The sequence below is a fragment of the Magnetospirillum sp. XM-1 genome, assembly GCF_001511835.1.
Lineage (GTDB): Bacteria > Pseudomonadota > Alphaproteobacteria > Rhodospirillales > Magnetospirillaceae > Phaeospirillum.
This window is the reverse complement of the sequence record NZ_LN997848.1, coordinates 4156748-4183517: the sequence shown is the minus strand read 5'-3', so window position 1 is coordinate 4183517 and position 26770 is coordinate 4156748. Positions and strand designations below refer to the sequence as shown.

At 54.8% G+C, this 26770-nt stretch carries 25 protein-coding genes and 1 tRNA gene; 10 read left to right on the top strand and 16 right to left on the bottom strand.

Annotated features, from left to right (window positions below):
- Positions 1-265 precede the first annotated feature (265 nt).
- The 5 genes from XM1_RS19355 to XM1_RS24310 all read left to right on the top strand — a co-directional run bounded on the left by XM1_RS19355 (position 266) and on the right by XM1_RS24310 (position 8156).
- Positions 266-3703 (top strand): ATP-binding protein, encoded by a 3438-nt coding sequence (locus XM1_RS19355; RefSeq protein WP_172821945.1) that lies wholly within the window; start codon positions 266-268, stop codon positions 3701-3703.
- A complete protein-coding gene (locus tag XM1_RS23610; protein ID WP_082700614.1) occupies positions 3700-4851 on the top strand; it encodes a hybrid sensor histidine kinase/response regulator in 1152 nt (383 codons plus the stop codon). The genes XM1_RS19355 and XM1_RS23610 overlap by 4 nt, the downstream gene beginning before the upstream one ends.
- 10 nt (positions 4852-4861) lie before the next feature.
- A complete protein-coding gene (locus tag XM1_RS19345; protein WP_172821944.1) occupies positions 4862-5257 on the top strand; it encodes a response regulator in 396 nt (131 codons plus the stop codon).
- A 107-nt stretch (positions 5258-5364) separates the two neighbouring features.
- Entirely contained in the window at positions 5365-7605 is a 2241-nt protein-coding gene (locus XM1_RS19340) for an ATP-binding protein (protein ID WP_172821943.1), read from the top strand.
- Entirely contained in the window at positions 7602-8156 is a 555-nt protein-coding gene (locus XM1_RS24310; RefSeq protein WP_156428802.1) for a biliverdin-producing heme oxygenase, read from the top strand. Before XM1_RS19340 ends, XM1_RS24310 begins: the two co-directional genes overlap by 4 nt.
- A gap of 153 nt (positions 8157-8309) precedes the next feature.
- Here XM1_RS24310 and XM1_RS19330 read toward each other — a convergent pair whose 3' ends face one another.
- The 3 genes from XM1_RS19330 to XM1_RS23605 all read right to left on the bottom strand — a co-directional run bounded on the left by XM1_RS19330 (position 8310) and on the right by XM1_RS23605 (position 11995).
- On the bottom strand, positions 8310-9854 hold the full coding sequence (locus XM1_RS19330; protein ID WP_068436376.1) for a response regulator: 1545 nt from the start codon (positions 9852-9854) through the stop codon (positions 8310-8312).
- On the bottom strand, positions 9851-11422 hold the full coding sequence (locus tag XM1_RS19325) for an ATP-binding protein (protein ID WP_068436374.1): 1572 nt from the start codon (positions 11420-11422) through the stop codon (positions 9851-9853). Before XM1_RS19325 ends, XM1_RS19330 begins: the two co-directional genes overlap by 4 nt.
- 216 nt (positions 11423-11638) lie before the next feature.
- Positions 11639-11995, bottom strand: a complete 357-nt coding sequence (locus XM1_RS23605) for a helix-turn-helix domain-containing protein (protein WP_082700612.1) — start codon at positions 11993-11995, stop codon at positions 11639-11641.
- A gap of 38 nt (positions 11996-12033) precedes the next feature.
- Here XM1_RS23605 and XM1_RS23600 point away from each other — a divergent pair, with 38 nt between their 5' ends.
- The gene (locus XM1_RS23600) at positions 12034-12312 is read left to right on the top strand and encodes a hypothetical protein (RefSeq protein WP_082700611.1); all 279 of its coding nucleotides are present in this window, start codon (positions 12034-12036) and stop codon (positions 12310-12312) included.
- A gap of 116 nt (positions 12313-12428) precedes the next feature.
- Here the strand turns inward: XM1_RS23600 and XM1_RS24305 are convergent, their stop codons facing one another.
- Positions 12429-12956 (bottom strand): hypothetical protein, encoded by a 528-nt coding sequence (locus XM1_RS24305; protein ID WP_156428801.1) that lies wholly within the window; start codon positions 12954-12956, stop codon positions 12429-12431.
- Between the two features lie 163 nt (positions 12957-13119).
- Entirely contained in the window at positions 13120-13710 is a 591-nt protein-coding gene (locus XM1_RS24300) for a hypothetical protein (RefSeq protein WP_156428800.1), read from the bottom strand.
- A gap of 333 nt (positions 13711-14043) precedes the next feature.
- On the opposite strand from XM1_RS24300, the gene XM1_RS19320 reads away from it, so the two are divergent.
- Positions 14044-14598 (top strand): recombinase family protein, encoded by a 555-nt coding sequence (locus XM1_RS19320; RefSeq protein ID WP_068436372.1) that lies wholly within the window; start codon positions 14044-14046, stop codon positions 14596-14598.
- On the opposite strand, the gene XM1_RS19315 is transcribed toward XM1_RS19320, so the two are convergent.
- The 4 genes from XM1_RS19315 to XM1_RS19310 all read right to left on the bottom strand — a co-directional run bounded on the left by XM1_RS19315 (position 14595) and on the right by XM1_RS19310 (position 16938).
- Positions 14595-14918, bottom strand: coding sequence for a hypothetical protein (locus XM1_RS19315; protein ID WP_068436370.1), 324 nt, complete (start codon positions 14916-14918; stop codon positions 14595-14597). The two genes, XM1_RS19320 and XM1_RS19315, sit on opposite strands and share 4 nt — an antisense overlap.
- A 138-nt stretch (positions 14919-15056) precedes the next feature.
- A complete protein-coding gene (locus XM1_RS24295; RefSeq protein WP_156428799.1) occupies positions 15057-15563 on the bottom strand; it encodes a hypothetical protein in 507 nt (168 codons plus the stop codon).
- Positions 15564-15889: 326 nt separating this feature from the next.
- Positions 15890-16120, bottom strand: coding sequence for a hypothetical protein (locus XM1_RS24290; protein ID WP_156428798.1), 231 nt, complete (start codon positions 16118-16120; stop codon positions 15890-15892).
- Positions 16121-16164: 44 nt separating this feature from the next.
- Positions 16165-16938 (bottom strand): hypothetical protein, encoded by a 774-nt coding sequence (locus tag XM1_RS19310; RefSeq protein ID WP_156428797.1) that lies wholly within the window; start codon positions 16936-16938, stop codon positions 16165-16167.
- 277 nt (positions 16939-17215) lie between these two features.
- On the opposite strand from XM1_RS19310, the gene XM1_RS19305 reads away from it, so the two are divergent.
- Together XM1_RS19305 and XM1_RS24285 are read left to right on the top strand one after the other, a co-directional pair.
- A complete protein-coding gene (locus tag XM1_RS19305) occupies positions 17216-18100 on the top strand; it encodes an RNA polymerase sigma factor (protein WP_068436366.1) in 885 nt (294 codons plus the stop codon).
- A gap of 25 nt (positions 18101-18125) precedes the next feature.
- Entirely contained in the window at positions 18126-18785 is a 660-nt protein-coding gene (locus XM1_RS24285; RefSeq protein ID WP_156428796.1) for a hypothetical protein, read from the top strand.
- Between the two features lie 18 nt (positions 18786-18803).
- On the opposite strand, the gene XM1_RS24280 is transcribed toward XM1_RS24285, so the two are convergent.
- The 6 genes from XM1_RS24280 to XM1_RS19270 are packed head-to-tail and all read right to left on the bottom strand — an operon-like array spanning position 18804 to position 25519.
- Positions 18804-19109: a hypothetical protein gene (locus tag XM1_RS24280; protein WP_156428795.1), complete on the bottom strand. Its 306-nt coding sequence runs from the start codon at positions 19107-19109 to the stop codon at positions 18804-18806.
- 23 nt (positions 19110-19132) lie between these two features.
- A complete protein-coding gene (locus XM1_RS24725) occupies positions 19133-21193 on the bottom strand; it encodes a caspase family protein (protein WP_197603089.1) in 2061 nt (686 codons plus the stop codon).
- Positions 21194-21245: 52 nt separating this feature from the next.
- Positions 21246-21866, bottom strand: coding sequence for a hypothetical protein (locus XM1_RS19285; protein WP_068436361.1), 621 nt, complete (start codon positions 21864-21866; stop codon positions 21246-21248).
- The gene (locus tag XM1_RS19280; RefSeq protein WP_068436359.1) at positions 21863-23101 is read right to left on the bottom strand and encodes a tetratricopeptide repeat protein; all 1239 of its coding nucleotides are present in this window, start codon (positions 23099-23101) and stop codon (positions 21863-21865) included. The genes XM1_RS19285 and XM1_RS19280 overlap by 4 nt, the downstream gene beginning before the upstream one ends.
- A complete protein-coding gene (locus XM1_RS19275; protein ID WP_068436357.1) occupies positions 23098-23913 on the bottom strand; it encodes a DUF4384 domain-containing protein in 816 nt (271 codons plus the stop codon). The genes XM1_RS19280 and XM1_RS19275 overlap by 4 nt, the downstream gene beginning before the upstream one ends.
- A gap of 1 nt (position 23914) precedes the next feature.
- Positions 23915-25519: a serine protease gene (locus tag XM1_RS19270; RefSeq protein ID WP_068436355.1), complete on the bottom strand. Its 1605-nt coding sequence runs from the start codon at positions 25517-25519 to the stop codon at positions 23915-23917.
- Positions 25520-25836: 317 nt separating this feature from the next.
- Between XM1_RS19270 and XM1_RS19265 the strand changes: the two genes are divergently transcribed.
- The gene (locus XM1_RS19265; RefSeq protein WP_231920593.1) at positions 25837-26427 is read left to right on the top strand and encodes a hypothetical protein; all 591 of its coding nucleotides are present in this window, start codon (positions 25837-25839) and stop codon (positions 26425-26427) included.
- Between the two features lie 179 nt (positions 26428-26606).
- Here the strand turns inward: XM1_RS19265 and XM1_RS19260 are convergent.
- Positions 26607-26683, bottom strand: a tRNA-Arg gene (locus tag XM1_RS19260).
- Positions 26684-26770: the final 87 nt, after the last annotated feature.

The following is a 26770-nucleotide window of genomic DNA, read 5'->3' as shown; positions in this document are numbered from 1 at the left end:
AAGCGGCGGCCCAATACTGGCATTATGACTGACGATCCGAATGTCCGCTAACTGAGAAAGCGGCCGTCTGGCCGCTTGTCAGCGACGCCCCTACCTGACCCAATGAGGCCAGATAAATTTGCCCCATCCCATTTGGGGGTAGTGGCACTGCGTGCTGGCACATTATAAGGAGCAGACGCCCTACATGTTAAATGTCGAGCGATCCTCCTTATTTTCAGGCTACAGGCCAAAGCTTGGGCCAATACTAATTTATGGGAACGATGACGTGCTGTCCGGTCTTAAGATAAAACAACAAATTGCACTGATTCTGATTCTTCCAATCTTTGGCATTGCTGTCTATGCGATTCATGATTCATTGAATCGGATTAGTTCAATACGATCTACTTTGAGATTTGAAAAATTTATCGACATCTCCAATTTAGTCAATGACACCATTCACGAACTTCAACTAGAGCGTGGCCTCACTGTCTCTACGGGATCACAAGATTTTCAGAATGCTAAGGTGCGGTTAGAGGATCAGCGGGAGAAGACTTCCTCTACAATCAAGGCGCTGCAATTGGCTGTCGATGGCACCAAGCAAAGCCTTCTGTTCATAGACGATCACAGCTCAAATTATGCCATCATCGACGGTTTGTCCGCCGCCGTGGGCACCCTCCGAGGCTTGTCGGAGGATACCCGCATCGACCACACCACGGTATTCGCTAATTATACCAACATCATTTCAAGGCTCATGTCGTGGTCGTCTATCGGCAGGACCCATGCGGCGGATGCACAATCCGCATTGGATTTGTCCGCTCTGTTCCTGATAGCCGATGTAACCGAGACACTTGGAAGGTCTCGGGGTACGGGGGTTAATGCCTTTTGGGGCAAGGGTAGTTCGGAAGAAAGGAGAAGAGATGCGCTGACACTGGCGCGCAAAGGGGAAGATGCCATTTCTGTGCTGGAGACATTCGCCAGACATCAGGGCATCAAGCCGCTCGCATCTCAGATGAAAAGCAGCGAGTTCAAGAGCCTGTCGGCCACCATAAATCAGATGACCGATCGTCTGAATAAAGACACAGGCTCTGTCAATGCAGATGAATGGATCAAGGCGACCTCCGAACGGATAGCCCTTCTGCGTGACGTCGAGACTATCCTTGAGAACGATCTGCGGTCGCATGCCGGGACGTTGATCAGGGACAACTTGATCTCCATCATACTTGACCTCACGGTCATGGGCATTTTAATCACCACTGCCGTCGTGATTGCGTTACGGCAATCCCTCTCTTTATCCAAGTCTCTTGCCACCATCAGCAGAGACATGCAGGCTTTAGCAAGTGGGAAACTTGATCAGAATATCACTGTTTCCAGTCACCCAAATGAGATCGGAGAAATTACGCGCAACATCGAGAAGTTCAGAGAAACACTGATACTCAACGCCGAGCTTTTTCAAGTTAATGAATATGTCGCCGAGAGGCATAAGAATGCGACCGAGATCCTGAACGCGGCAATCGATGCGATTGGTGAAGGGTTCGTAATCTATGATGATCAAGACAGATTGCTGATGTGCAACGAGAAGTACCGTGAGATTTATGCTGAATCAGCCGATCTGTTTCAGGCCGGGACGACGTTCGAGGAGATTATCCGGACCGGGGCCGAACGCGGCCAGTACGCTGAAGCGGAAGGACGCATCGATGAATGGGTGCAAGAGCGTCTTGATGCCCATCGACGTGGTGGAAAGCGCATCATCCAGAAACTTGGCAACGGAAGATACATTCGAATTGAAGAACGGATCACGCCGCATAATTATATCGTCGGCGTTCGGGTGGACGTCACCGACCTTCAACTAGCGCGCCTTGATGCCGAAAAAGCAAACCAGTTCAAATCACATTTTCTCGCCAATATGAGCCACGAGTTACGAACTCCAATGAACGGGATATTGGGCATGGCACATCTCGCACTCAGCCAAGATCTGCCAAAGGATGTGCATAACCATATAGAGACCATAGAGCAGTCCACCAAGCGCCTGCTGGGCGTCGTAAACGACATTCTTGATTTCTCCAAAATCCAGGCGGGAGGACTTTCGATTGAGACGGAACCGTTCGATATCCGCACACTGATCCAAGATCAACTCGCACTGGTTAATCACGCTGCCGACGCCAAGGGGATCAATCTTGCCGTCGAAATTGACAATGACATCCCGCCGATTCTGATCGGCGACCCGTTCAGAATTGGCCAGATCGTCATGAACTATCTCGGCAACGCCATCAAGTTCACCGATACGGGCTCCGTCGTGGTCAAGGTTTCGCAGGCATCCGCCGGAGATGACGATCTGGCTCTAACTGTCTCGGTATCGGATACCGGCATCGGGTTGAGTGACGAACAGAAGGCCATGCTGTTTTCGCCGTTCGTCCAAGCGGAATCCTCTATATCCCGACGATATGGCGGCACTGGGCTAGGATTATCGATCTGCAAGGAATTGGCTGAGTTGATGGGAGGGTATGTCAGCGTTGAGAGCGCACTCGGCAAAGGCAGCACATTCCATTTCACTGTGAATCTCAGGCGTTCCGCCACTGGAGGTGGAAAACATGAGGAAAACCGCCCCAAGCGTTCTGGCGCCAAAAGTGCCCAGAACTACGAGATTCTGAGAGGGACGCGCCTGCTACTGGTGGAGGACAACGACGTTAATCAAAAGGTTGCGTTGGGCATCCTAGGTGCCGGCGGAATATCCGTCGACATCGCAGGCAATGGCGCTGAGGCCATTTCAAAAATTGAAGTGAACGATTACGAAATCATCCTGATGGATTTGCAGATGCCAGTCATGGATGGGCTGACTGCCACCAGGAAAATTCGCGAACACGAAAAGTATGCCGATCTTCCGATTATCGCCATGACCGCAAACGCCATGGCGGAGCATCGGTCTCAATGCATCGACGCGGGGATGAACGATTTCATCAGCAAGCCATTCAACCCAGACGATTTATTCCGGACCATATGGAAGTGGGTAACGGGGGAGAGCGACGCCGAGATGTTTGGTGCGCTTAACTTCGATGACGGCGACATTCAGTTGCCGGGCCAGATTCCTGGCTTAGACATCCGTGCAGGTTTACGCCGGGTTGCAGGGATGAAGGGGCTTTACCTCAATACCCTTCGGAGCTTCGCTGAACAGCAAGGCGATTCAGTCTCTCGAATCCGCGTAGCCCTTAGTGAAGGCGACGTCAAAAGGGCTGAACGGGATGCCCATACCCTGAAGGGGCTCGCCGGGATCATTGATGCTTACGATGTGCAGAAACATGCCGAATACGTTGAAGCCGCTTTTTCCAACAGTGATGTAGAGGCTGGCTTGGCGCTACTGGACAAGTTAGATGCTGCACTTGCACCTCTAATTGGGTCCATATTAGCGCACACAAGCAAAAATGTCAGAGCTAAAAATAACGAGCCTAATGATATTGATTGTTGCAGTGAAAACACTGCATTGCATACGGACATAAACCTCGACTCCGCCTTAGAAAAGGCATCAAAGCTGAAGCAGCTGATTTGTCAAGCTGACACCAGCTCCCTCGAAGCGATAGATGATCTGACAAGCATATTGGCTGAATCTGATTTATTAGGCATGTGCGAAGGGCTTGACCGTTCTATTAAATGCTTTGATTTCAAGAAAGCAGAAGCAATAATTGATAACATTCTGGATAAAATTTTGCACACCAAGGATGGATCGATATGACCTTGGAAAAGCCAACTATACTCATTATTGATGATGGAATTCAGAATATCAGGGTTCTATCTGAATTCCTAAAAAATGAATTTCGCATCATTGCGGCCACCAATGGAGAGGAATCACTTTTTCGAGCAAACGCGATACCGCAGCCTGATGCAATATTGCTCGATATTATGATGCCTGACATGGACGGCTATGAGGTTTGCCGGAGACTAAAGGCAGATAAAGCTACTACGAATATTCCTATTATTTTTATGTCCGCAATGGCCGAGTTAACTGATGAGATTAAGGGCCTGGAGCTTGGGGCTGTTGATTATATCACAAAGCCCTATTCACTCCCCATAGTTCGAAGTCGGCTACAGACCCATGTCCAACTCAAGCAAGCGCGGTTTGATGCGATACGGGCTGCCCGATTTGCAGCTGCGGGCCAGTTGGCAGCAGGCATTGCACACGAAATCAATACGCCCCTTCAATATATTACGGCAAATATTGGGTACATTCAAAATGAGGTAAGTGGCTTGTTTAATACCATTAGGGAAAGCAAATCAATAGACTTGCAAGCCGCCTGCGCGGAATCGGAGCTGCAAGAGGCAATCATTGATTTAAGACGCGGTGTTTCCCAGATATCTGACATTGTTTTGGCAACAAAAGTTTTTTGTTCACAGAATGACTCTGAGATGCAAGCCGTAGACTTAAATAATTTAATCAATAATGTTCTTATGATGTGCGCCAGGTTAATAAGAAATAATCATCACATGGACGTGTGCCTTGATCCAGATCTGCCGCCAATTTTCTGCCACCCTGGTAAAATGAGTGAAGTTATCATTAGTTTGATTCGGAACGCCATTCAGGCTGTTCTCCCGGAGCGTAATGGCGATATTCGTATCTTGACCATGCGCCACGGAGACTGGGCAGAAATCCATGTCACGGACAACGGCGCAGGTATACCGCCAGAGATTCGAGACCATATTTTTGATCCTTTTTTCACAACCCGCGATGTTGGATCCGGGCAGGGACTGGGTTTGGCTATTGTGTACGACACCATCACCAAACTGGGAGGGACCATCTCAGTGAAAGATGGCCCAACAGAAGGTTCCGTTTTTACAATTAGGCTTCCAGTCGATGGCAGCCAGACAAAAACTCCAAATCCGTAAGGGATGGATTATGAGCAGCAACAAGAAATATGGCGTAGTGGTGGAAGATTCGCAGCCGATGCGGCATCTGATCAAACTGGCATTAGAATCCCTTGGAATTAGTCACTGTATTGAGGCTGAGAATGGGGCAGAGGCTATTTCAGCGTTGAAGGCACATGGCGCAAACATTGTCATCATGGATTGGCAAATGGACGTAATGGACGGCATGGAGTGCACTCGCCAAATTCGTGCGGGTATTGATGGGGTCGATCCCAAGCTTCCTATCATTCTGCTCACAGCGATGGTCAGTGAGGAGGCGAAAGAGGCTGCTTACGCAGCAGGAGCGAATTTGTTCATGGGCAAGCCGTTCTCGCTTAAGCAGTTGAACATTGGCATCGCCAAGGTCATGGCAGAAGCATCTCGATAGGCTGGTCACCGACGGGATCCGGGCGTGGCCATGTCCCACTTCTGTCAGTCGGGTTTTGAAACTTGCGGGTCTGGTGCGGCAGGGTGGTGTCAAGCGGGAGACTGAAGTTGAGAAATCAAGCCGACGTGTTGGTTGCTCAGACGGATGATTGCGAGCGCGAGCCCATTCGCTTTCCAGGAGGCATTCAGCCTCACGGCGTATTGCTCTGCATTGATCCCCAAACCCGTCTCATATTGGCCGCCAGCGCCAACCACGGGTTGGTTCCTTCGCTATCGGGATTGTTGATCGGCCAGCGCATCAATGATGTATGGCCCGAGTTGGCGGCGTTGTGCGGTTCGTCCGCTTTCCTGATCGATGAAGCCTACATGGTGCGTAGTTATGCGCAGGAGCGGACGCTCCTGGTTGAGATTGAGCCATTGACGGATGACGACCACCCTGATCCCCGGCATGTGATCAGTTTGGACGAGGTGCTGAGTTCGCTGAACGCGTCCGATACGCTTGAGTCGCTTTCGGACACTGCTGCTAGGGCAATCAGGCAGATCACCGGCATGGAAAGGATACTGATCTATCGGTTCACTGAGGAGGGGCACGGCGAGGTAGTCGCTGAGTCCAAAGTGGACGACTGGAATGAGAGCTTCATCGGCTTCCACTTTCCGGCCGCCGACATTCCGGCTCAGGCACGGGCTCTCTACCTCACTAGTCGCTGCCGGTTCATGCAGAGCCGTGATTATGAGCCAGTTCCCATCATCCCTGGATTGGACCCACGTGACGGGCAACCCTTTGACCTGGGACCCTGCCAACTGAGAAGCCTGTCCCCAGTGCACCGGCTCTATCAGGAGAACCTGGGGGTTGATGGAGCGATGTCAGTGTCGATCATCAATGAAGGGCGGCTTTGGGGACTGGTTGTGGGCCACCATCGTCGCCCCCATCGGGTGCCCATCCCCGCTCGCAGGGAAGTTCTCTGTATCACGACAGGCTTGTCCATGCGCCTTTCTGCGACCGAAACAGCAGAGGAACGCGACGCCCGTGCTAAACATGTGGTGCTGCATGCCAAGCTGCTCGAGCAGATCGCGGGAGCGGACGATTTTGTTTCACCGCTGATCAACGGCGACATCAAACTCACCGACTTGTTTTTTGCATCGTCGGGAGCGGCGGTGGTTTATCGCGGCGACCGCGATCCCGAGGAGCATCTGGAAGTCCGAACTGTTGGTCGCGCCCCCGACAATGAATCGGTGCTGGCCCTGGCTCGGGCCTGCCGTGAACATCTGAGAGACGGTGTCTTCGCCACCGACCACACGGCCTCGATTCTGCCTCCCTTCTCTGTTCATACCGAGTATGCGTCAGGGGTTCTTGCCATTACGGTTGGTGAGGACGGCCGCCACATGATCATGTGGTTTCGATCCGAGACCTTGCGCACTACCGTCTGGGGTGGCGCGTCGCCGGCACAGGTGGCGCTGGAAAAGGTGTCAGGGAACCATCTGCCTCGACGATCATTTGCCCGCTGGGTTGAAGAGCAGAGAGGGCACTCACGTCCTTGGACGCCATGGAAGATTGAAATAGCCCGGTCGCTTCGCACTGCGCTTAACGACGTAATCCTTCGACAAATGCGGACCATTCGGAGCCTGAATGTCCGCCTAGAGGAAAGCGATCAAGCAAAATCACGTTTCCTGGCTCATATGAGCCACGAACTGCGCACGCCGCTGAACGCTGTGCTGGGGTTTACGGAGATGCTTGAATTGGGTCTCTACGGAAACATGGAGGCCAAACAGCAAGAATGTCTCGGTCTGATCCGTGAGGCGAGTACTCACCTCCTAACGATGATCAATGACGTGCTTGATCTGTCTAAGATTGAGGCTGGGAAACTGGAGTTGTCATTGGTACAGGGTGACTTGTCCCAGTTGGCGGATCGGGTCGTTTCCTTACTGATTGGTATGGCCACGGAAAAAAAGATTACAGTCGAAACCCGTTACGAATCCAACCTTCCCTCACTGATGCTCGATGAGCGATTCGCCAAGCAGATGCTAATGAATCTATTGTCCAACGCGATCAAGTTCACGCCAGAAAAGGGCGCCGTCACGGTCATGACCCTCCGTCGGCACGACGGAGGGCTGACCCTGGCTGTGGCCGATACCGGGATTGGAATCCCGAAGGAAAAGCACGCCCATGTTCTGGAACCTTTCCGTCAGGCAGACCCCGACATGACGCATAGCCGCAGCGGAACCGGCTTGGGGTTACCCATCGTCAAGTCATTGATCGAATTACATGGAGGGTCGTTTGAATTGGAGAGTGAGCCGGGCAAGGGCACGACCGTCAGCCTGCACTTTCCTTCTGTGGGAGCTGCATCTTGAGCATCGGCGGCGTTTGGCGGGCCCTGCGTGCCGCAACCGCTCCCATGCATGCAGAACTAGAAGCGGTTCCGATCAACCGGCGACTTTTTTCGGATGATTTCTCCACAGCAGAACTTGGCGAATTGCTCGGGAGGTTTGTCACGATCTATCGCCCCCTTGAAGCCACACTGATGAATGCAGAACCGACGCGCTCGCTTCATTACATGCAGCGATTGCCGTTGCTGTTGAAGGGCTTGGAAGCGCTAAAATGTGAGGTTCCTCAACATGACATTCCCGCTCCCATATTGGCTGACATCCCCTCAAGAATCGGCGCGCTTTATGTAGTCGAGGGCTCGACCATGGGGGGGCAACTGATCCATCGTCATCTCATTTTCAAATATCCTCCGGAAGCTCTGGGTTTTTTTCTCCCTCACGGCGAGAAGACCGCTGAGAGATGGCGGCATTTCCTTGCCGAGATGGAAACGTGTCTCGTGCATTCTGAGGCGTTAGACTCCGCTAAGTTTGGCGCTATTGACACTTTCCGAGTGTTCCATCGGGCGCTGACGGCGTAGACGAAACTGAAAGGCTGGCGCTCCAAATATCAACGGTAGGTGCTGGCCCAACTGGTCCATAGCAAAAGGCTCACGATCAAGATTCCATAAGTCCGTGACTTCACTTATGTAAATTTGAGCGGGTGATATAAACAGCGAATTGAAAAATGGTTATTAGGTGGAATCATTTTCGATCCTGGCCATTTCGATGATGGGCTCAAGCTTCCCCGCCTCGTAAAGATTGGCAAAGGCGGAGACCACGGTGGGATCGAATTGAGTGCCCGCCCCCTTCACGATTTCATCGAATGCCCTCTTGGGTTCCCAGGGATCTTTGTAGCTGCGTCGGCTGACGAGTGCGTCGAACACATCGACCACCGAGACAATCCGGGTCGCCAGATGGAATTCCCGCGACGGGCGGCCTGATGGGTACCCTTTACCATCCCATCGCTCGTGGTGATGCAGGGCGACATCGCGGGCAATCCTCAGAAACTCATCGTTTTCAAGAATGCTGCTGCCAATATGCGTATGTAAGCTGACGGCCGCGAATTCCTCGTCGGTCAACCGCCCCGGTTTGCGGAGAATGGCATCGGCCACTCCGATTTTCCCCACGTCATGCAAACGGCTCGCCTTGCCGAAGAGGACCGCTTCATCTTTGGCAAGGCCCAATTCGGTGGCGACCAACTGGGTATAATGGTCAATCCGGCGGATATGGCTTCCCGTGGTTCTGTCTTTGAACTCCGCCACCTTTGCCAGAATATCGATCATGTGGTCGTGGGAATCCGAAAGATTAATATGCAGCCTCAGATTCTCTAGTGCATTCGAGCACTGCTGAGCGACCATACTGATGAGATTCCGGTCCGCCTCATTGAGGTCTTGGGTTGGTTCGACGTAAATGAATCCTGCGGGCTTTTGCTGAACGATCAACGGAACCACGTACGAGTCTTTGCGTAATCCGCTGGGCATTTGGCCTGACAGGACGGCTTCGGCACATAGTTCTCGAATCTGTCCGAACCGATCCTGGCGGGTCAGGTCACCGGATGTCGCCTGGATGGTGATCGCCTGCTCGTCAAACGTGGCGATCAGACCGTCGATCGTGGATATGAAGCTTGTGTCGGACAGGTTGCAAAGACCGACAATCTGGGTCAGGACGCCTTGAAAAAACTGATTCAATGATCGGTTGCTAATGCGGTAAATATCCGGTGCCGCTTCCAGCACATGCTGCAATCCGATCCGATTCATCTCAATCGCCCTCAGATCCCGGTATGATTTCAGGGCGGATCTGACCGTGGTGTAGAGTCTCGTGGCGGTTAGTTCGGTTTTGTCCTTGTAGTCATCGATGTCGAAGCTATCGATGACATACCGTTCCGGGGCGAGGCCCGGTTGACCGGTACGGATGATCAGGCGGATGAACTGGTTGTTGAGGCTCTTGCGGATATACTCCACCAATTGCAGCCCTGCGTCGTCGGTCTCCATCACCACATCAATTAGGGCGACGGCGATATCATCATGTTGGGCAAGTTGCTCTCGTGCCTCATAGGCCGAGGCGGCCTCGATGATTTCAAGATCCCGGTCGACAAATCGAAATCCCCTGAGGCTGATACGGGTCAATTGCCGTACATCGGATTCGTCATCGACAACAAGCAACTTCCATATATGTCGCGGACCAAGCGGTGTTATGTCCGTGACGGGCGGCTCGCTGCGGGTACGGATAAGCTTCATGATGCGGTCTTCTTTGTGGGAGAGGCGGGGTGAGCCGGAAACCAAATATCGAAACGGCAGCCAGCACCCGGCTTGCTCTCAAGTTGAATCGAGCCTTTTAGCTGAGTTGTCGCGATGGAGTAGCAGATATAAAGGCCCAGTCCCGATCCGCCTTTATCGCGTCGTGTCGTGAAAAACGGTTCAAAAGCCCTTGCAACCGCTTCCGATGACATGCCTGCACCATTGTCCGCGAAAATGAGATGAACCTTTTCGTTTTCGAGGCGCGTCGTGATTGTAATAGTTCCGGAGATCCCGCCGTCGCCAAAAGCGTGCTGAATCGCATTCAAGATCAGATTGGTCAGCAATTGTTCGATCAGACCGGGCGTCCCCTCAAGACGGAGTGATTCAGGACAATCGACCTCGACCTTGACCGGAAGGCGCTTAAGATTGTTGTTGAGGGTCGAGAGAACATCGTTGATCAGTTCCTGCATGCTGTAATTGCGCCGGATTTCTCCTGCCTGATCAATAGACGTGCGCTTGAAGCTCTGAACCAGAGCGGCCGCGCGGCGAAGATTGGCCAGGGCCAGGGTTCCGGCCTGGCGCAGGCCGGTCAACTCGGCGCGCAAATCGGCCTCCTGAACCTCTTCTTGGCCGAGCAAGGTTTCTATCCGCAAGATAACCTCTTCGGTTTGGGAAACGGCCCCAACAGCAACTCCCACCGGCGTGTTGATTTCGTGGGCGAACCCAGCAACCATTCGCCCCAGTGATGCCAGCTTCTCGCTCTGCACCAACTCGGTGCGGGTATCTTCCAGTTCCTTGATTTTTCTGGCCAGATCAAACCACCGGCGCCGCAGTAATTCCAGTAGCCCCCATCCCATGCCCGCAACCATCAAGAAAACCGCGGCATACATTGCCATCGCCTGACGAATATGGGCGTTGGTGGCTGTTTCAATTGGTTCGAATGGCTGCGAAACGCTGATTCCGCCTCGGATATCTCCGAGCTTGTAGCCTTGGATCTCATGGCACTGGAGGCATGGGGTTTCGACACGCAGTGGCGCCATATATCTGAGGAAAGCGCCTTGCGTGCCGGTTTCGACGCCGAATTGTTCAGATATTCCGCCTTCGAACGCCTCGAGGGCGGTTCGTTCCCACGGATCGGGAGCGTTTTGCGGCCGTATGGGCTTCAGACTGGTCAGCCTGAAGATCGCTCCCGAATCCGAAGCTGCCATTTCAGCGATCAATCTGGTCATGTAGGCCGGATTCACCAGGGTAAGCTCCAACCCATCCGTTGTCGTGATATCCCGCCTAGGATGGACCAGATAAGGATTCGGTTGGGTGGTGGGGGTGACAGGTACGTATACGCCGCCATGACGGGCGTTCCAACTGCGGGTCAGGACCACCATCCGAAACATGTTTCGCGCACCTTCGGTTGCTACCGTGAGCCCTTGACTGCGGATGTCGGCAACCTGAGTACGAAAGGCAATCCCCATCACGCCCGCCCAGGCGAGCAATAGGAGCAACCATCGGCGGCGATCCCGGAGCAGGACCGGAACGCTTGCGGTCTGACCATTCAACACATACTCGGGCACGAAGCTCTCCTATCCTCCATGAAGTCAACTTACTACAGACTGACAGGCTGACGACCAAGGGCGTGGTACTTGGGGCCTCGGTGTTCTCCGGCGGGGACGAGTGAGAATTGGGGGTCTCACTGGCGGGGATGCTGGTGCCTATTCCGGGTTTTGGCACGTACAAAAGTTGCCGATTTGAAAAGGGCTTCGTCAAAATCTGTAGCGCACCAAGTTGCTTCATTTGTTGTGAGGAATTCTGGCTTCGATACAGGCCCTGCGCAATAGTCCTACATCTTCTATCCGAATGGCATTGCCGGAAGTTTTCACGCCTAACACCCGAAGTCGCCCAAGGAGCCGCGACAGGCTTTCACGGCGGATGCCAACCCGACTGGCCAAGACTTCCCTGGTGTAGGGAAGTGAGATATCGGCCCGTCCTTCGGAGCTTCCGGTTTGGAGCAGCAGGAATTCGGCAACCCTTTGCCAGGGCTCGCGCCCCTTCAGGTCATAGATCTCGTCCGACAGTCGGCGATTCAACTTCACCAGCCCCGCCAGCATCCGATAGGCCAGGGCGTGATCCGAATGGAGGGCATGCATGAAGGCGCGGCGGCCGACCCGGATCGGCTACCGTCACCATCCACCAAGGGGCGACCTGGACCACCGACGCCCCTTACCGTGAAATCGAGGACGCCATAGCGGCTCACCGAGCGGCGGGAATCCTCGCCGTCGAGATGGAAGCGGCGGCGCTCTACGCCTTTTCACGTGCACGAGGCTGCCCGATGGTCTGCTTCGCCCACGTCACCAACACCATGGCGCAAAGCGAGGGCGACTTCGAGAAGGGTGAGGCCGACGGTGCCGTGGAGGCTCTGGCGCTGGTGGCGGCAACCGGAAGGATGTGGCTGGCGACAACATGAATTATGCCACAGCTCAGTTTGAGCAAGCATCTATCCTGTTTGCGTCCCGGTCGTCCTGATTTCAGGGTATTACGACGCCAGGGCATCGATGATGCGGCAATCAGCGGCCACCGCTATCAAGCATAATGCATGTCATCACCTTGGCTTGGGCCGTAAAGATTACCATTAGTGCATGGAAATGCAACATACTCGGCGCCAAATATATCTATAATATCGCTATTATTTGAATATGATCGATGCGCCTTGTTGACATCACATGTCCATCCGACGGTGACGTGACCTGTATTAAAATCTGTATCCAAGACCGTTAGATAGCATCTTCCTCGTCGGATCACATAAATCATATCAAGGGGATAGCAGTTTCCACTATAAGCAATTTTAAAGCGAACGGCATCACTCTTGCGTTTGAACGCAATGCAATAATAATCATATAAATATCGAACAAAACCCATTCGCCACAAACCAATCTCATGGCTCGTCAAATGACAAACCGCTGCATTTATATTTTGTTTTGTCAATGCCTCCGTAATGTTTTCATATTCGCACTCATCTTCATAAAGCTCAGTAGCCAGCATGTATCCCTGTGAATAGATAGTTGGTATTAACGTCGATGTTATATTAGAGATGCTTTTTTGGATTTTCATGATCAAATCTCTCCTGTTCGCGCCGGGGATGATTCGCCCGGCGCGTGATGATGGGTAACTCAGCAGACGTTCTGGGGTTTTAGATCAGCGTGAGAGCTGCCTGGATAGCGTTTAGCAGGTAGTGGAAGTCCCCGAATTGCAAAAGCGGGGAGGCTTTTCGGCATCAGCCCACTGGGGTGTGGAGATCGCCATTGGTGCAGTTAAATGCAACATATTCTGCCCCAACAAGTCTCGGAAGAATACTATTTGTAGTGTATGAACGATATGCTTTGTTTATATCCCGCACCCATTCAACACAAACCGGAACGGGAGCTGGGAAGTAATCGTCTATATCGCTGTCTTCTCCATCATCGACGATAGTGCTCATCCTATTCTTTACCGAAAGGTATGTGTCGCCGCGTTTAATAACATATATTTTATTCAAGGCCCACGTCTCATCATCGCAAACCATTCTAAACTTAACTGCATCGCTTCTTTTTTTGAATACAACGCAGTGGTATATAATAGGAAGCTCATAGTAACGATTGAGACCATCTGGAGTTGGTGTCTCCCCCAGGTATATTTCATTGCTTTTGAAGATACACATTGTGGCGTTTATGTGGTGTTTTTTAAAAGTGTCCTTGATGTCATTCAATTCACAAACACATGTCTCGAACATATCATCAATCTCACATGTCGCTACCATGTGGGCTTGGGAGTATATGGTCGGGATTAGGTTGGCAGTTATAGTTGCGAATGGTTTTTGGGTTGTCATGACTACATTTCTCCTGTTCGCAATGGGCATGACGACGCCCATTGAGTGAATGATTTGGTTGGTTCAGGCTTATAGCGGGTTACCCGCCACCGATGCCTCTGCGGCAGCCTGATCAATTCGACCAAGCCCACCGAAGCTCAGGCGGCAAAGGCGCTGCTGCGCCTGTGCCAGGGACATGAACCCCGCGTCTCGCATGAGCAAGGTTCAGCGGGATGTCTCGGCCACCTTCCGTTGACATCGGAATGTGTCTCATTGATGTCCAATTTGCCTTTTTGGGACATATCGGATACAATATCTTAGATATCATTGAGACGCTTTGCCTGGAGATAGCCCATGCTCGTCGGCTACGCCCGCACATCCACCCTGGATCAGAAGGCCAGCATCGAAGCCCAGGCCCGTGACCTGACGGCGGCGGGGTGCGGCAAGCTGTTCAGCGAACAGGTCTCCTCAATCGATGTCGGGAACCGGGAACAACTTACACAGGCCCTGGACTTCATCCGGGAGGGGGATGCTCTGGTGGTCACCAAGCTGGACCGACTGGCCCGCTCGGTCGGCCACCTGCTGTCCATCATGGACACCATCAAGGACAAGGGCGCAGACCTCCGCATTCTCAACATGGGCATCGACACCGCCACCCCCACGGGCAAATTGATGCTGACCGTGCTGGGCGGGGTCGCCGAGTTCGAAAGGGAGATCATGCTGGAGCGCCAGAGAGAGGGCATCGCCAGGGCAAAGTCCCAGGGCAAATACAAAGGCCGGAAACCGACTGCGAGGGCCAAGGAAGAAGATGTCCTGCGCCTTAAGTCGGACGGGATCGGTGCCACGGAGATCGCAAGGCGTCTGGGGATCGGACGGGCATCGGTTTATCGGCTACTCGCCGCCGGTTAACTATTCCGGCCTGCCTCAACACGCGCCCAGACATCTGCCCATGCCTTGATCTCCAGAGCCCGCAACCCCTTTATGCCCTGCTCGTATTCAGACAACAGGCCTTTTTCGTTACAGTTCTTGATCTCATCGATGGTCGCTTCGACGATGCCGTCAATGTTCAAAATCAGCGCCAATAGGGCTTCGACAGATGGTCGTCGCCCCCGTGACTTCGACGAACTAAGATAGCTCTCGCTTCGGTTCATGATCTCCCCGAGCCGTCTGCCAGATTGAACAGCCCCAAGGCTACTTAACTCCCTATATATTTCATCAATTTCAAGCATTAGCCCTATCTCCTGCATGATGTTGCAGGCTTATTTATATAAGATTGAAGCGCCATATGGATGTATATTATGCATATAAAATATACGACATGTTAGCGTGCAATTACGCGCATTTGTGCCGCACTAATGTTTATGTAGTTAATGTGTATATATCCATCTATCAGATGATCTAAACTCAACATTTGTTTCTATAGCAATTCTTTTTAGCTTACTCACCCATAACGCCTCCCACTCTCTGTTGAAAGCAACAGCTTCATTGCCGATACCGCCGCATGAATACCTGAATATCTGCTTTGTCATATAGCCATACAGGTTGGAGACAGCCACCTCGGTTGCTTGATTTTCGTATACAGGCTTCACAACAACCCTCCATCGGCCCAGCCATGTTCGCTTTAATTCCTCGGCAAGCTTCTCCACGGCACAGCAGGTGCAGGCCACCAAAAAATGGATGTGCAGGTTTATGATCCGCTCGTGATCCGAAATCGGGGGAACCAGCATGTCTTCAAACAATGATTGTCTATGACCATGGACATCCGATGATCGGCACAGATCGATTTCAAAAAATCCGCGAATCCGAAGACCAGGAAGGCGGCGAGCGCGAGTTAGGCCGATCCACTTTTTCTTGAAGGCCGCCATTTCGTTCAATATATCGCTCCGAATTGACTCGGCTGGCGTGTCTGGTCCGACCTTAATTCCCGATATAATTATAGTAACAAAAGCAATTTTTGAACGATCTGTCCGATTAAAAAACCCCCAACTCCTTGGTATTGATTTGCTTTTTGTTGTATATTCCCTTTGTTCACCTTTCGACAATTTCCCACCTCTACAAGAAACGCCCCCGGTGCGTTCCAGCGCACCGGGGGCAGACATGTGCAGGGAGGTGGCTCAGCACATGCTGCTAATAGTTCATTAAAATCTAATTTTGCCACCTTTTGCGTAAATAGCTGGAACAACGCTAATTCTATTTATAATCATACGCATTTCACTTTGACCTTCCTGCTGTCTATTGTCCGCCTATCTGCTCGCATGATGATGATATCGATCAGGCGCTCTGCTCGGTGCGTTGCCGATTTGAGTGCATCGAGAATATCAATCAGACCGGCACCTAATGTCCCGTCTTCCACAAAGTAAATGTCATCATTATTGGATGGGGTGACGGATACGGCATCAGCTGCCGAAACTGTTAGCTCATTTAGTCGCATATTTTTCCTCCATTTCTTGTTTCAACAGAGGTATTTATGCGTAGTTACTCGGCGGCGTTTGTGACTGGAAGTGCCCTGCTTCTTGGCGGTATCTTGGTCTGATTTTGAAATTCCGCGACATAATGATCAATGCCCCCTCCAATCTCGAATGGATGGACCATTTGCACCACATGCAGCATCGTTGACATAGCGTTGATCCAGTCGAAGACATAGTAATCTGTCAAGATACGCCCGACCTTGTAGATTAGGGGGAGTGGTTGGCCGTCGTGAAGGAACCGAAATAATGCTTTTTCAAGATCAAGAATTATTGATGATGCAACCTTTTCGGTTAGAAGATTTGGTCTGATTATAAGGTTAAAATACCAAGATACTTCCTTAACAACTCTAAGGCTTTGCGGGAACGCATCCCACAATATTGCCATTGCTTTTATGTATTTCCCTGGATCATTGAAATGATAGCTGTATATAGGCACCGTCTTAAAAAAGTATTCCAGGGTATCATCCCTTTGTATTTTTCTCCCAATTTCGTTTTCAAGGTCCTCGACGAAGGCGACATTGCACCGTTTTATGTCTGATTTTGTCATGGTTACCAATTGTGGCGTTTCGTCGACAAACTTCATCCTAAACATTGTAAGGTGACGCCTCTTATCGAGTGGCAGGAAGTAATCGACAGCTAAATGCGGATCTTTTCTGTCGTATACTCTTCTGCAATTGCTTTCGAGCCACGAATCGTGGCCCTTCTGGCCGAGGTTATCAAAAAGCCACTGACTGGCCTTTTCGCTTATCTCGGCCCTAACGGTCATTTTCAATTTTTCCATTTTGTCACCTTCATGTTTACCCCTCGTTGCTGGGTTTTGTTGAAAAGAAAAACCTGTGGAGATGTGGCTTGTCCCCCGCAAGTCAACGGCTCGGCAGTTCGTGTTTGCCACGCCGGAGGAAGCAGCCTGAGGATGGCAGCGAGGGAAATGTCCGACATCTCCCTGATGGAAGTGTCCATGGCTGCGATGCCATTCAGGTCCGTAGATACTCAAGGATCGAGACGGATGGTTCAGATCAGGCTAACCTTCTGCACGTCTTGATGCTCTTTGATCCCTGATGACCATTCACACCGTCGAAAATCGCGCCCTTGTCCGTGATGTCCTGGATGCCAAGCCGCTGGCTTGGGACAGGTTTGTGCATCGCATTGCCGATACGGTCTGGGCTGCCTGCCGATTGCTCTGTGGTGACGACGCCGATTCCCGTGCAGCCTTTTCGGATGTCATGGAGGCCCTTCGCGCCGATGGATTTCGGCGGCTGCGGGCCTATAACGGGTCCAGCAGGATCGAGACCTTTGTCGCCCTGGTGACCAGGGATGTGCTGGCCGAGCGGTTGTTGCGGCTGTTCCAGGCCCATTCTGTGTCCGATGGCTGGACCGCGTTCGAGCGGTTCTTCGCCGCCGACATCAACCGCATCATCAACCGCCGCCTTCCCGGAGCAGATCGTGCGGATTTACGCCAGGATGCCTACCAGGACATCTGCGTGGCCTTGATTGCCGACGATTACCGGCGGCTGAAGGCGTATCGCGGCATTGGCAGCTTCACCGGCTTCGTGTTGCAGATGGTTGATCGGCTGTTGATCGACTTCATCCGCAGCACCATGCCGCTGGGGCGGCAAAGAACCGAGGCCCAGACAACGGAATGGGAGGACATCCCCTCGGACCAGCCATCGCCGGAAGATGCCCTGTTGGAGCAGGAAGGGGACCGCCTGTTGTCGTTGGCATCCGAGGTTCTGCGGGAGGCCGCCGCCGCCCTTTCCGAGACGGAGCGCCTATACCTGCACATCGCATTGGGCAGCGGCGAACCTATCCCGGCGCGGGAGGTGGCGCGTCAGATGCGTCGCCCGGTGGAGGAGGTCTACAAGTTGAAGCAGCGGGTCATGGCCCGGCTGCGGGAAACCCTGGACAAACATCCAGCGGTCAAAATGTGGAAGGCGTCCGTCTAATGGTTCAGCGAGGAGACATCAGACCGTGACCCCCGGCACCCTTCATGCGCTGTTCGAGCGGCTTTTCGGCGATGCCGACAATGTGGCGGACAATGCTGCCCATCCACGCCAAGTCGCCCACCTTGCCGCCGATCTGGATCACGGCGAATCGGACACGCTGGATGTTGTCCAACTGGTCGCCTATATGGATGGTGGCTTGGACGAAGCCAAGCAGAACGACCTTCATGCTCGCCTGTCGCAATCGGCTGCTGCCTTGCACGACCTTGCCAGCGCCGATGCGTTCCTGGAAAACGTGGCGACATCACGGGACGCTGCCCCTGCTGACTTGGTGGCATCCACCATCGCCATGAGCCGACCGGCGGCGATATTGCCGTCGTCACCACGTCGGTCATTCCCAATCTGGAAATGGTCAGGCGTCGCGCTGGCTGTGACGGTTGCCGCCTTGGCCGTGTTGGTTATCGTCAGCCGCACCGCCCCTCCGACCGACACCACCCAGCCGGTTACCGCCAAGTCTGCTCCAATACCTGTTGCGCCCGCTGACGGCCCCAGGCTTGCCCAACCTCGGCCCCGTCAAGGGGGAAGCACCCCTCCCCCGGTGGTGGCCGAAGAGAAGACGGCTCCGACCTATCTGGCTCCGGCGGCTTCAGAGGCATTAATGCCTGTGCAATCTGCTCCAATTCGCTAAAGAATAAGTGGGTTGCAGTCAGTAACAGAATGATTTGCCGCTGACGATGTAGTTAAACTTATTGACAACTCTATTGGCTTCGTTGGTTTTATCCTGTATTTTCTTTTTTGCATCTCTGATAAGACATTCATTGTATGTGTCAACAGATGATAGATATGCTGTAATTTGTATCTTACAGGAGCTAAAGGATAGTTCCGTCAGATTCATCGAGAGCATGGATAGGCATGCTGGCTCAGTTGGCTCGGTACAGAAGTTCATTCCGGCATGGGCTGGAGTAACAACGGACATGATCGCAGCAAGAAGCAGAACGATCTTCGTAGTCATCCGAGCCTCCTTCTCCCTTCCAATCACCATGATGAGATCACCCGATTGCCGTCGCCGATCAATTGCGGCGTCTGGGTGCGGCCCAGCTTTGCCGCCTCGGAGGGCATCTTTCCGGCAAGATAGGCTTCCAACTTGGCGGCGGTGATGGTTCGGTCGGAACCGGCGGCTTCACCCTCCAGCCCCTTCATCAGGAAGTAGCTGAACAACCCATGTTTGGCCTGGGGCAGGGAACTGGATAGCTGGTCGTTTCCGGCAGCGGCCAGGATGGTGACATTGGGCGGCACCGCCTGTTCCTTCGCCGCCACCAGGATTGGCCGGGCGGAGGAAATCAGGGTGTCTTTGCCCCGTGTCCCGCCGGAATAGCAGGTGTCGAGGAACAGGGTGGCCGATTTGGCCCCACTGTCCACGATCATGTCGATCAGTTCCTTGCGCCGCAGGGCGGAGCGGTCCAGAAGTGCGCGATTGCCATCCTGGGGCAGCAGATACAAATCCTTGCCATCGTCGGAGGCAAGGCCATGGCCGGAGAAGAACACGAAGACCTCACTCTGCCCCTTGACCACCTGCGGCTTCAGCCATGTCAGAATGGCGGCCTCCACATCCACCCGCTGGGCATCGGCCCCGGTCAGCAATTTAACCCGTGAAGCCGGAACGCCTAGGGCATTGGTGGCGTAGTCGTAGAACCGGCGGGCGTCGTTCTCGGCGAATTCGGCGGGCGGGGCGCTCTTGTAATGCTCGATGCCGATAATCAGGGCGATGGCGTTGGGGCGAGACTTGCCGTTGAGGTGACCTGGAGACAAGCTTGCCAGCGTAGTTTCAGTGGACGCGGTGATACGCGTCACCTTCACCATGGCTTCGGCTGACTGCCCCCACTCGTCAGTCGCAACCAGTCGGATTACGCTCTCCCCCAAAGGAATGCCCCGGCGCACGGAGAACCCGCCACCGGACTGAAGAGGCACATCCGTGCCATCGATCTGGAGGGAGGTGATCCGTCCCTTGCTGGAAACGTTCCCGGCCACATCGATGGTGGAGGATGGGGTTGTGGCAACAGGCTTGACCGATAGAGTTGGGGCTGCTCCAGCGTGGGCTTTGGGAGGGGCAGCAACTTTCGGGGGATCGAACTGATCGAACGGATTGGCGGCTCCAGTTTGGGCGAATTTTTCCCAAGGGCCAGATGGGGTTTTGGGCTTCCACTCACGGGCCAGCTTCTGGGCCTCGGTCAACTGGGCTGGGGTCATGAATTTGGCTGTATGATCCCTATTCTTTACCGCTTCTTGATTGCCATTAGCTGCGGCAAGGTTGAACCACATATGAGCCTGCACAAAATCTTGGGGAATGGCTCCGCCAAAGGTGTACATTCGACCGAGGCTGAGTTGGGCGTCCACGAACCCCTGTTCAGCGGCTTTGCGGTACCATTTAATACTTTCGGCGTAATCCTGGGTTGTTCCGTTACCCAGGGAGTACATGGCTCCAAGGCTACCTTGCGCCTCGACAAGCCCCTGTTCAGCGGCTTTGCGATACCATTTAACAGTTTCGGCAAAGTCCTGGGGAACGCCTCGGCCAATGGCGTACATTTGACCTAGGCTGTATTGAGCATGAGCAAGCCCCTGGTTGGCTGCTTTGCGGAACCAACTGACTGCTTCGATATGTTCTTTAGATGTTCCTTGGTCCCAGGCGAGCAAAATTCCGAGATTGAATTGGGCTGCCGCAATTCCTTGTTCTGCTGCTCTCCGATACCACTTATAAGCCTCGGTAAAATTTTTGGGGACTCCTGAGCCGCTAGCGTACCCGTTTCCAAGGCCGACCTGCGCCATGGTATTTCCCTGCTCAGCTGCCTTGCGATACCAGCGCATAGCCTCGGAGTAATCCTGGGAAACTCCCAGACCGTTAGCGTAGTAGCCTCCAAGGCTACCTTGCGCCTCAGCATTTCCCTGTTCAGCCAGTGACCGCAGGAGTCTGACTGCCGTCGTATAATCGCCGCGCGTGGAGGCAGCCACTGCATCCTCAACTGACTGGGCCGATGCCATCGCGGTCAGGCATAGGATCACGGCGGCAGCCATCGCCGACAACTTCGTCACCTGTCTCATTGCGCCATTCCATTTCCGCCCAAGCGTCGCACTTTACACCTCCTTGACCGCCTCAGCCGCCAGCACCGGCCTTCCTGGCATCCTGGATGTCCTTCTCCAACTCCTGGAACGCCTTCGACGCCCGCACCTTGCCCTGCAACAGGGTGTTTTTGTTGACCTGATCGACCAGGATGCGGTTGGCGCTGCCCAGCGGATATTGCAGCAGGACATAGGCGCGGTACTGCTGCCCGGCGGGAACGAACTTCTTCTCGGTGACGGCGTAGCCGGACAGGTTGACCTCGGTGATCAGGTTGCTGGTCATCCGCTCGCTCTCGGCCATGACCTGGGTGTTCTCGCCCGCGCCGGATTCCGACAGGAACTCCTTCATCTTGGACGACAGGCGCGAGTTGATGCGATCGGCCAAGGACCGTTTGGCCCCCAGTACCGCCTTGTCTTCGGCGAACTGAAGGTCGGTCGAGGTGGCGGTGCCCGGCGCATAGATGGAGAACTCGTCATCGGGCGGGCTGGCATACCAGGACGGCAGATCGTCCACCGACGCCTTGACCGTCTCGATGCGGGCCTCCTGCTTCTTCTGAGCCTGATCGGCGGTCCAGGCGGGAGTGCCGGGTTGGGGACCGGCGCAAGCGGAGAGGGTCAAAGCGCCCAGGACGGCGCAAAGGGCGGAGCGGTTCATGTCTTCCTCCTGGTCAGATCGGAAAGGGCATCCTGGATGGTCTCGATCTTGGACTGCACCGGGATGCCGGATTGGGAGAGATCACGGAGATCAGCCAGGGCGCGTTCGGCCTTGGCGTAATCACCGGTCTTGAGATAGGCGAGGCCAGCCCCGTAAAAGGCGTCCGCCGCCTCGGTCGGATGACCCGCGTTGAAATGGATGACGGCGCTGTTGTACCAAGCGAAGCCGTTGGTGGAATCGGCGGAGATCGCCATGTCATAGGCGGCCAACGCCCGATCATTGGCCCCTTTGGCGGCATTGACCGCCCCAAGAGCGTTCAGGTATCGGGCATTGCCACGATCCAACGCCACCGCCTTCAGGATGGCAGGCTCGGCCTGGGCATAATCGCGGTCCAGCATCAGGATGCGGCCCTTGAGAAACCAAGCCCCCGACCGGTTGGGATCGGCGGCCAGGGCACGATCAGCGGCGGCCAAGGCACCGGCATGGTCACCTTCGGCTAATAGCTTTTCCGCCATCACCAAATCGTCGGAGGGGGCTGCTTGCTGAATCGGCTTCTGCGGTTCGTTCACCGGGTCGTCCAGCGCCACCACCCTGTTGTCGGGAATGGTGGAGACCAGACGGCGGGCAAGATCGTCGGTCACCCGCAAAATCTGCTCGTCGCGGATGTTGCTGGCGGCATCAAGCACCCCCATGGCGACCCCGACCGGATCGATGGGGATGGAGCCGCCATGGCTGGCGGCGGTGTGATGCCCCTCCCACAACACCACGCCATCGGCGGCGCGAACCATCTTCAGATCGATCCCAACAGCAACGCGGGAATACAGGGCGAGGAAGGTGGTGCCGTATTCGGTGATTTCACCTTCCAGGATGGTGCCGCACTTGATCCGCTCGGCCAGCACCTTGCGGTCGCCCTTGACCTGATTCAGCACATGGTCGATGCGCTCCAACCGAACCCCGCGTTTGGATTGGGTGGCGAGGTGGGCATAGAGCGACAGCCGAACCCTCGCCGCATCCTCGGGGGTTGCCATGGGCTGGGACGGCGTTTTGATGGTCAGCGGCAGGATGGCGACGCAATCGGGCGGATTGGCCTTGTAGGAATCGTGGACCTGGAAGGTGACCTCGTTCATGCCCAGCCAGCCCGTTTCGTCAGCACCTTTGTTGACGTAGGTGGGACTGGCGCAGCCGGTGGCGGCGGCCAGGGCGAGAACGACCGGCAGGGTGCGGGCGGCGCTCATTCGGCCCCCCGCACGATATTGTAGAGCCGACGCACAATGCGGCGATCCCCCTGGGGAATCTCGGCCACCACCCGGTTGAAGTCGTCCAGGGAATAGCTGTCGCGCAGCACCATGGGCTTCTTGGTGGCGACCACCATCAGGTATTCGTCCACCATCTTGCGGCTCGATGGCTGACCGGAGGGGAAGCTCACCTTCAGATCGTAGCGTTTGGCACCGGCCTCGGTGGGAATGGTGACCGATTTGGCGATGCGGTCGGCTGCGTCGAATTGGTTCGGGAAGATACGCCCCACCTGGGTGTCGCCCTTTTCATAGGGCAGCCATTGGAAAATCTGCACCGCCATGGGCTGGGACGGCTTCAGGGTGACGTTCAGATTCTCGCCATCCCGATAGACCGTGTTGTTGAGTGCCACGCCGACATCGAAATTGGGGTCGGGCCTACCCTCGGCCACATGAACATCGGCCTCGAACGACACCACGCATTTGCGGAAGGTTTCAACCTCGACCATGGTTTCGACCTTGCGGTCGCGGATGGAGCGGATGTCGCCACCCACCATGGTCCAGACCGTCGAATTGCGGGCGCATTCGGCTTCGTCGCCCTGCTCGGTGCAGCGCATGGCCTCTTCCGACGACAGGGTTTCCCCGGTTACCTGACGCACGGCATCGGCGCGGGCGCGGGTTTCCGCCTGCTGGCAGGCTTCGGCCTCGGTCATCACCGGCGGGAAGATGTAGCTGCCGGAGGCCCGCACCCATTCGGCGGAGGCCGACTGAGGCGGAAGGGCGATCAGGCCGATGATGAGGACGCTCTTCTTCATCTCACTTCTGCCCGACGATCAGAACGGCGCGGGGAAGCATCTGCTGATACAGGTCTTCCAGGCTCATTTCCGGGGGAGCGGATTCGGCGGCGGCGGTCTTGCCCAGGAAGGCCAGGATGCGGCCGCCCTTGATGCCGATGTTCATGTCTTCCATCAGGGTGCCGCTCTTTTGGTAGATCCCGGCGGTATCGGTCTTGCCGACCGCCACCCCCAGCAGATGCCCGCGCTTGTCGAACACCGGGCCGCCGGAATTGCCCTTGTTGATCTTGGTGGTCATCTGGAAGGTGTTGGGGTCGTTGCCCAACCCGGCGGCCTTGGCGACGATGCCTTCGGTCAGGGCCGGTTGCTCGTCCCCCAACAGACTGATCAGGGGATAGCCCATGACGATGGCGGCGCGTCCGGCGGTGGGCTGGACGATATCGGAGATCGGGGTGACCGCCCCTTCGGGGAAGGGCTTTTCAATTTCCAGCAGGGCCAAGTCATCCTCATTTGAGACCTTGGCGATGCGGGCCTTGCGGACATGGCCGGTGCCGTTGCGCACATAGAGGGTGGTGATGCCCTCGACCACATGCCGATTGGTGATGATCTGACGGCCACCTTCCAGGACCACTCCACTGCCGGTCATGATCGGACTACCGGGGGCGAAGGGGAACGGCTCGGGTTGGGCCAGGGCCACCGCCTGGGTGACCTTGCGGGGTGGCGGCGGCAGTGCCGGGGCGGCTTCGACCGGTGGGCGAGGTTGAGCCTTGGGGGGCGGGGCCTCTTTGGGTGGAGTTGGCCTTTGAAGTTCCGGTTGGATCGGCTTCACCGGTTCCTCGACCGTCGCCTCTTGGGCTTTCCACTTGCCCTGGGGATCGACCGCTTTGATCCATGCCGCCATGGCTTCGGAACGACCGGTCTGGCCGCGATCCAGGTAGAGTTGGCGGGCAGTGTCCCGCGCTTGAACGGCGTCCACCTTGCGCCCGGTTGCCCACAGCAACTGCCCGAGGGCATCATACGCCCCGGCGGAAGTTGGGACTTGGCGCACGAACCGCTCCAGTTCCGCGATACCGGCGGTGGGACCGTCCTGTTGGGCCAGGAAACGGGCGAGGATAATGGCGACATCCTCGGAGTTCTCGCGGTCCCGTTGGAGTTGGCGGAGACGAGCGGCTGCTTCGGCAGCCTTGCCAATGCGCTGATCGGCGCGGGCTAGCACCAGATGGGCGGCGATCAGATCGGGATCGCTTTTCAGCGCCAGGGCGGCATTGCGGCGGGCCTTGGCAAGATCGCCCAAAGCGAGATCGGCTTCGGCCAATCCCAGATAGGCTTCGGCTTCCCCATCCATGGACGCGAAGGACGCCTCCTCGAAGAACCCCAACGCCTTGGCCGGTTTGCCGATGGCGAGGTAGATGCGTCCGAACAGCAGGTCGATCTGGGCGGAAGTGTTGGCGTCACTGGCATCGAGTTGCTTGAGGACAGCAACCGCTTGCTCGAACTGTTCGGCGTCGATCAAGCTCCGAGCCAGTTCCATGGAGGGGATGGGTTTGGACTCAGGAGCAGCAAGGGCAATTCCACTCAGGGCAAGAATGCCAACCGCCAGCCCGACCGTCTTCCGTGTGAAGAACATACCCATACCCCCGTCTGGATCGATCCACCGCACGAAACGATAGCATGGGTGGTTCGTTAATCCATAAGACGGAGGCAATCAGATTTTTTGCCGAAACAATTTTTGAGCCCCGCCTTTGTCGGCTACTTGGATGTGCCTCCCCACATTCTGCCTTCCTGTCAAACGCCCTAAAGAGTCAAAAGTTTATGCTGCGGACAACGGAATTGCGCGACTGCATAAATAACCATTGATGAGGTGCGGCGATAGAAAGCGCATCACTTTTTAAGAATACGTGACACTATAACATAGTAAATTATGAATATAATAGGAGGTTTATTATGAGCAGAAGATTATCTGTTAGGCATTGGCGCAATAGCCCCGGAGCCGCCATTGAGAGGAGATTGAAAATGCTGCGGGAGCGATACCCTTGGCACATCACCATAGCCGCAGATGCAGAGGGCTACCAGTTCCTACAAAGCGTCTTGGCAGGGTGCCGTGGCCGGATCGAGGTCACCGACAATTGCGGGGGGGAGGTTACCTCCAAACATTTGGAGGCGGTGTTTCATAGCAGTCTTGGATATGGGGCTTTCACGGTCTGGACAACCGAACAAGATGATATTTCGATAATTAGAGCAACTCTGCATCCATCTGATAGCACTCCACGAGCACTGGAAGACCGATTTCCAGCCAAGGTCACGTTCTACATAGACTCTGGCGACATAGAGGATTTTGCGTGCCGCTTTGAGATGACTGACAACGCGACTTATGCGGTGATGGTCGGTGGCGTCCAAATCCAAGACGGCGATCATTTGCTTGATGTCGCCGACGAGTGGGGCGAAGTTCCAGTCATGCTGTGCCAAGTGGGTCCGCGCCAAGCGCCGGATGAGATTCGCTGTTGGCTGGATCGGCATGACCAGGACTGCGAGTGATCAGCGTTGATCCGTTGAACGAGATTACCCTTGGGTCAAGGCGATTGAGTTTAGTTATCACGTCGGGCGACCAAAGTGACCGTGGACGCAGACTTTGGGGGCGCATTGGGGGCGCAAGACAAAATGCTTGGCCCCGCCCCCTGGGGGCGCGACATATCATATTGAAAAATATAGAAAATTGGCGCAACCGATAGGATTCGAACCTATGACCTCTGCCTTCGGAGGGCAGCGCTCTATCCAGCTGAGCTACGGCTGCGCGGGTCTCGGGTGAACGAGAGGCGAGGGTTATAGCGCAGGCGGGCGATGGTGGGAAGGGGGGAAACAACCTCTGCCCTCCGACGGC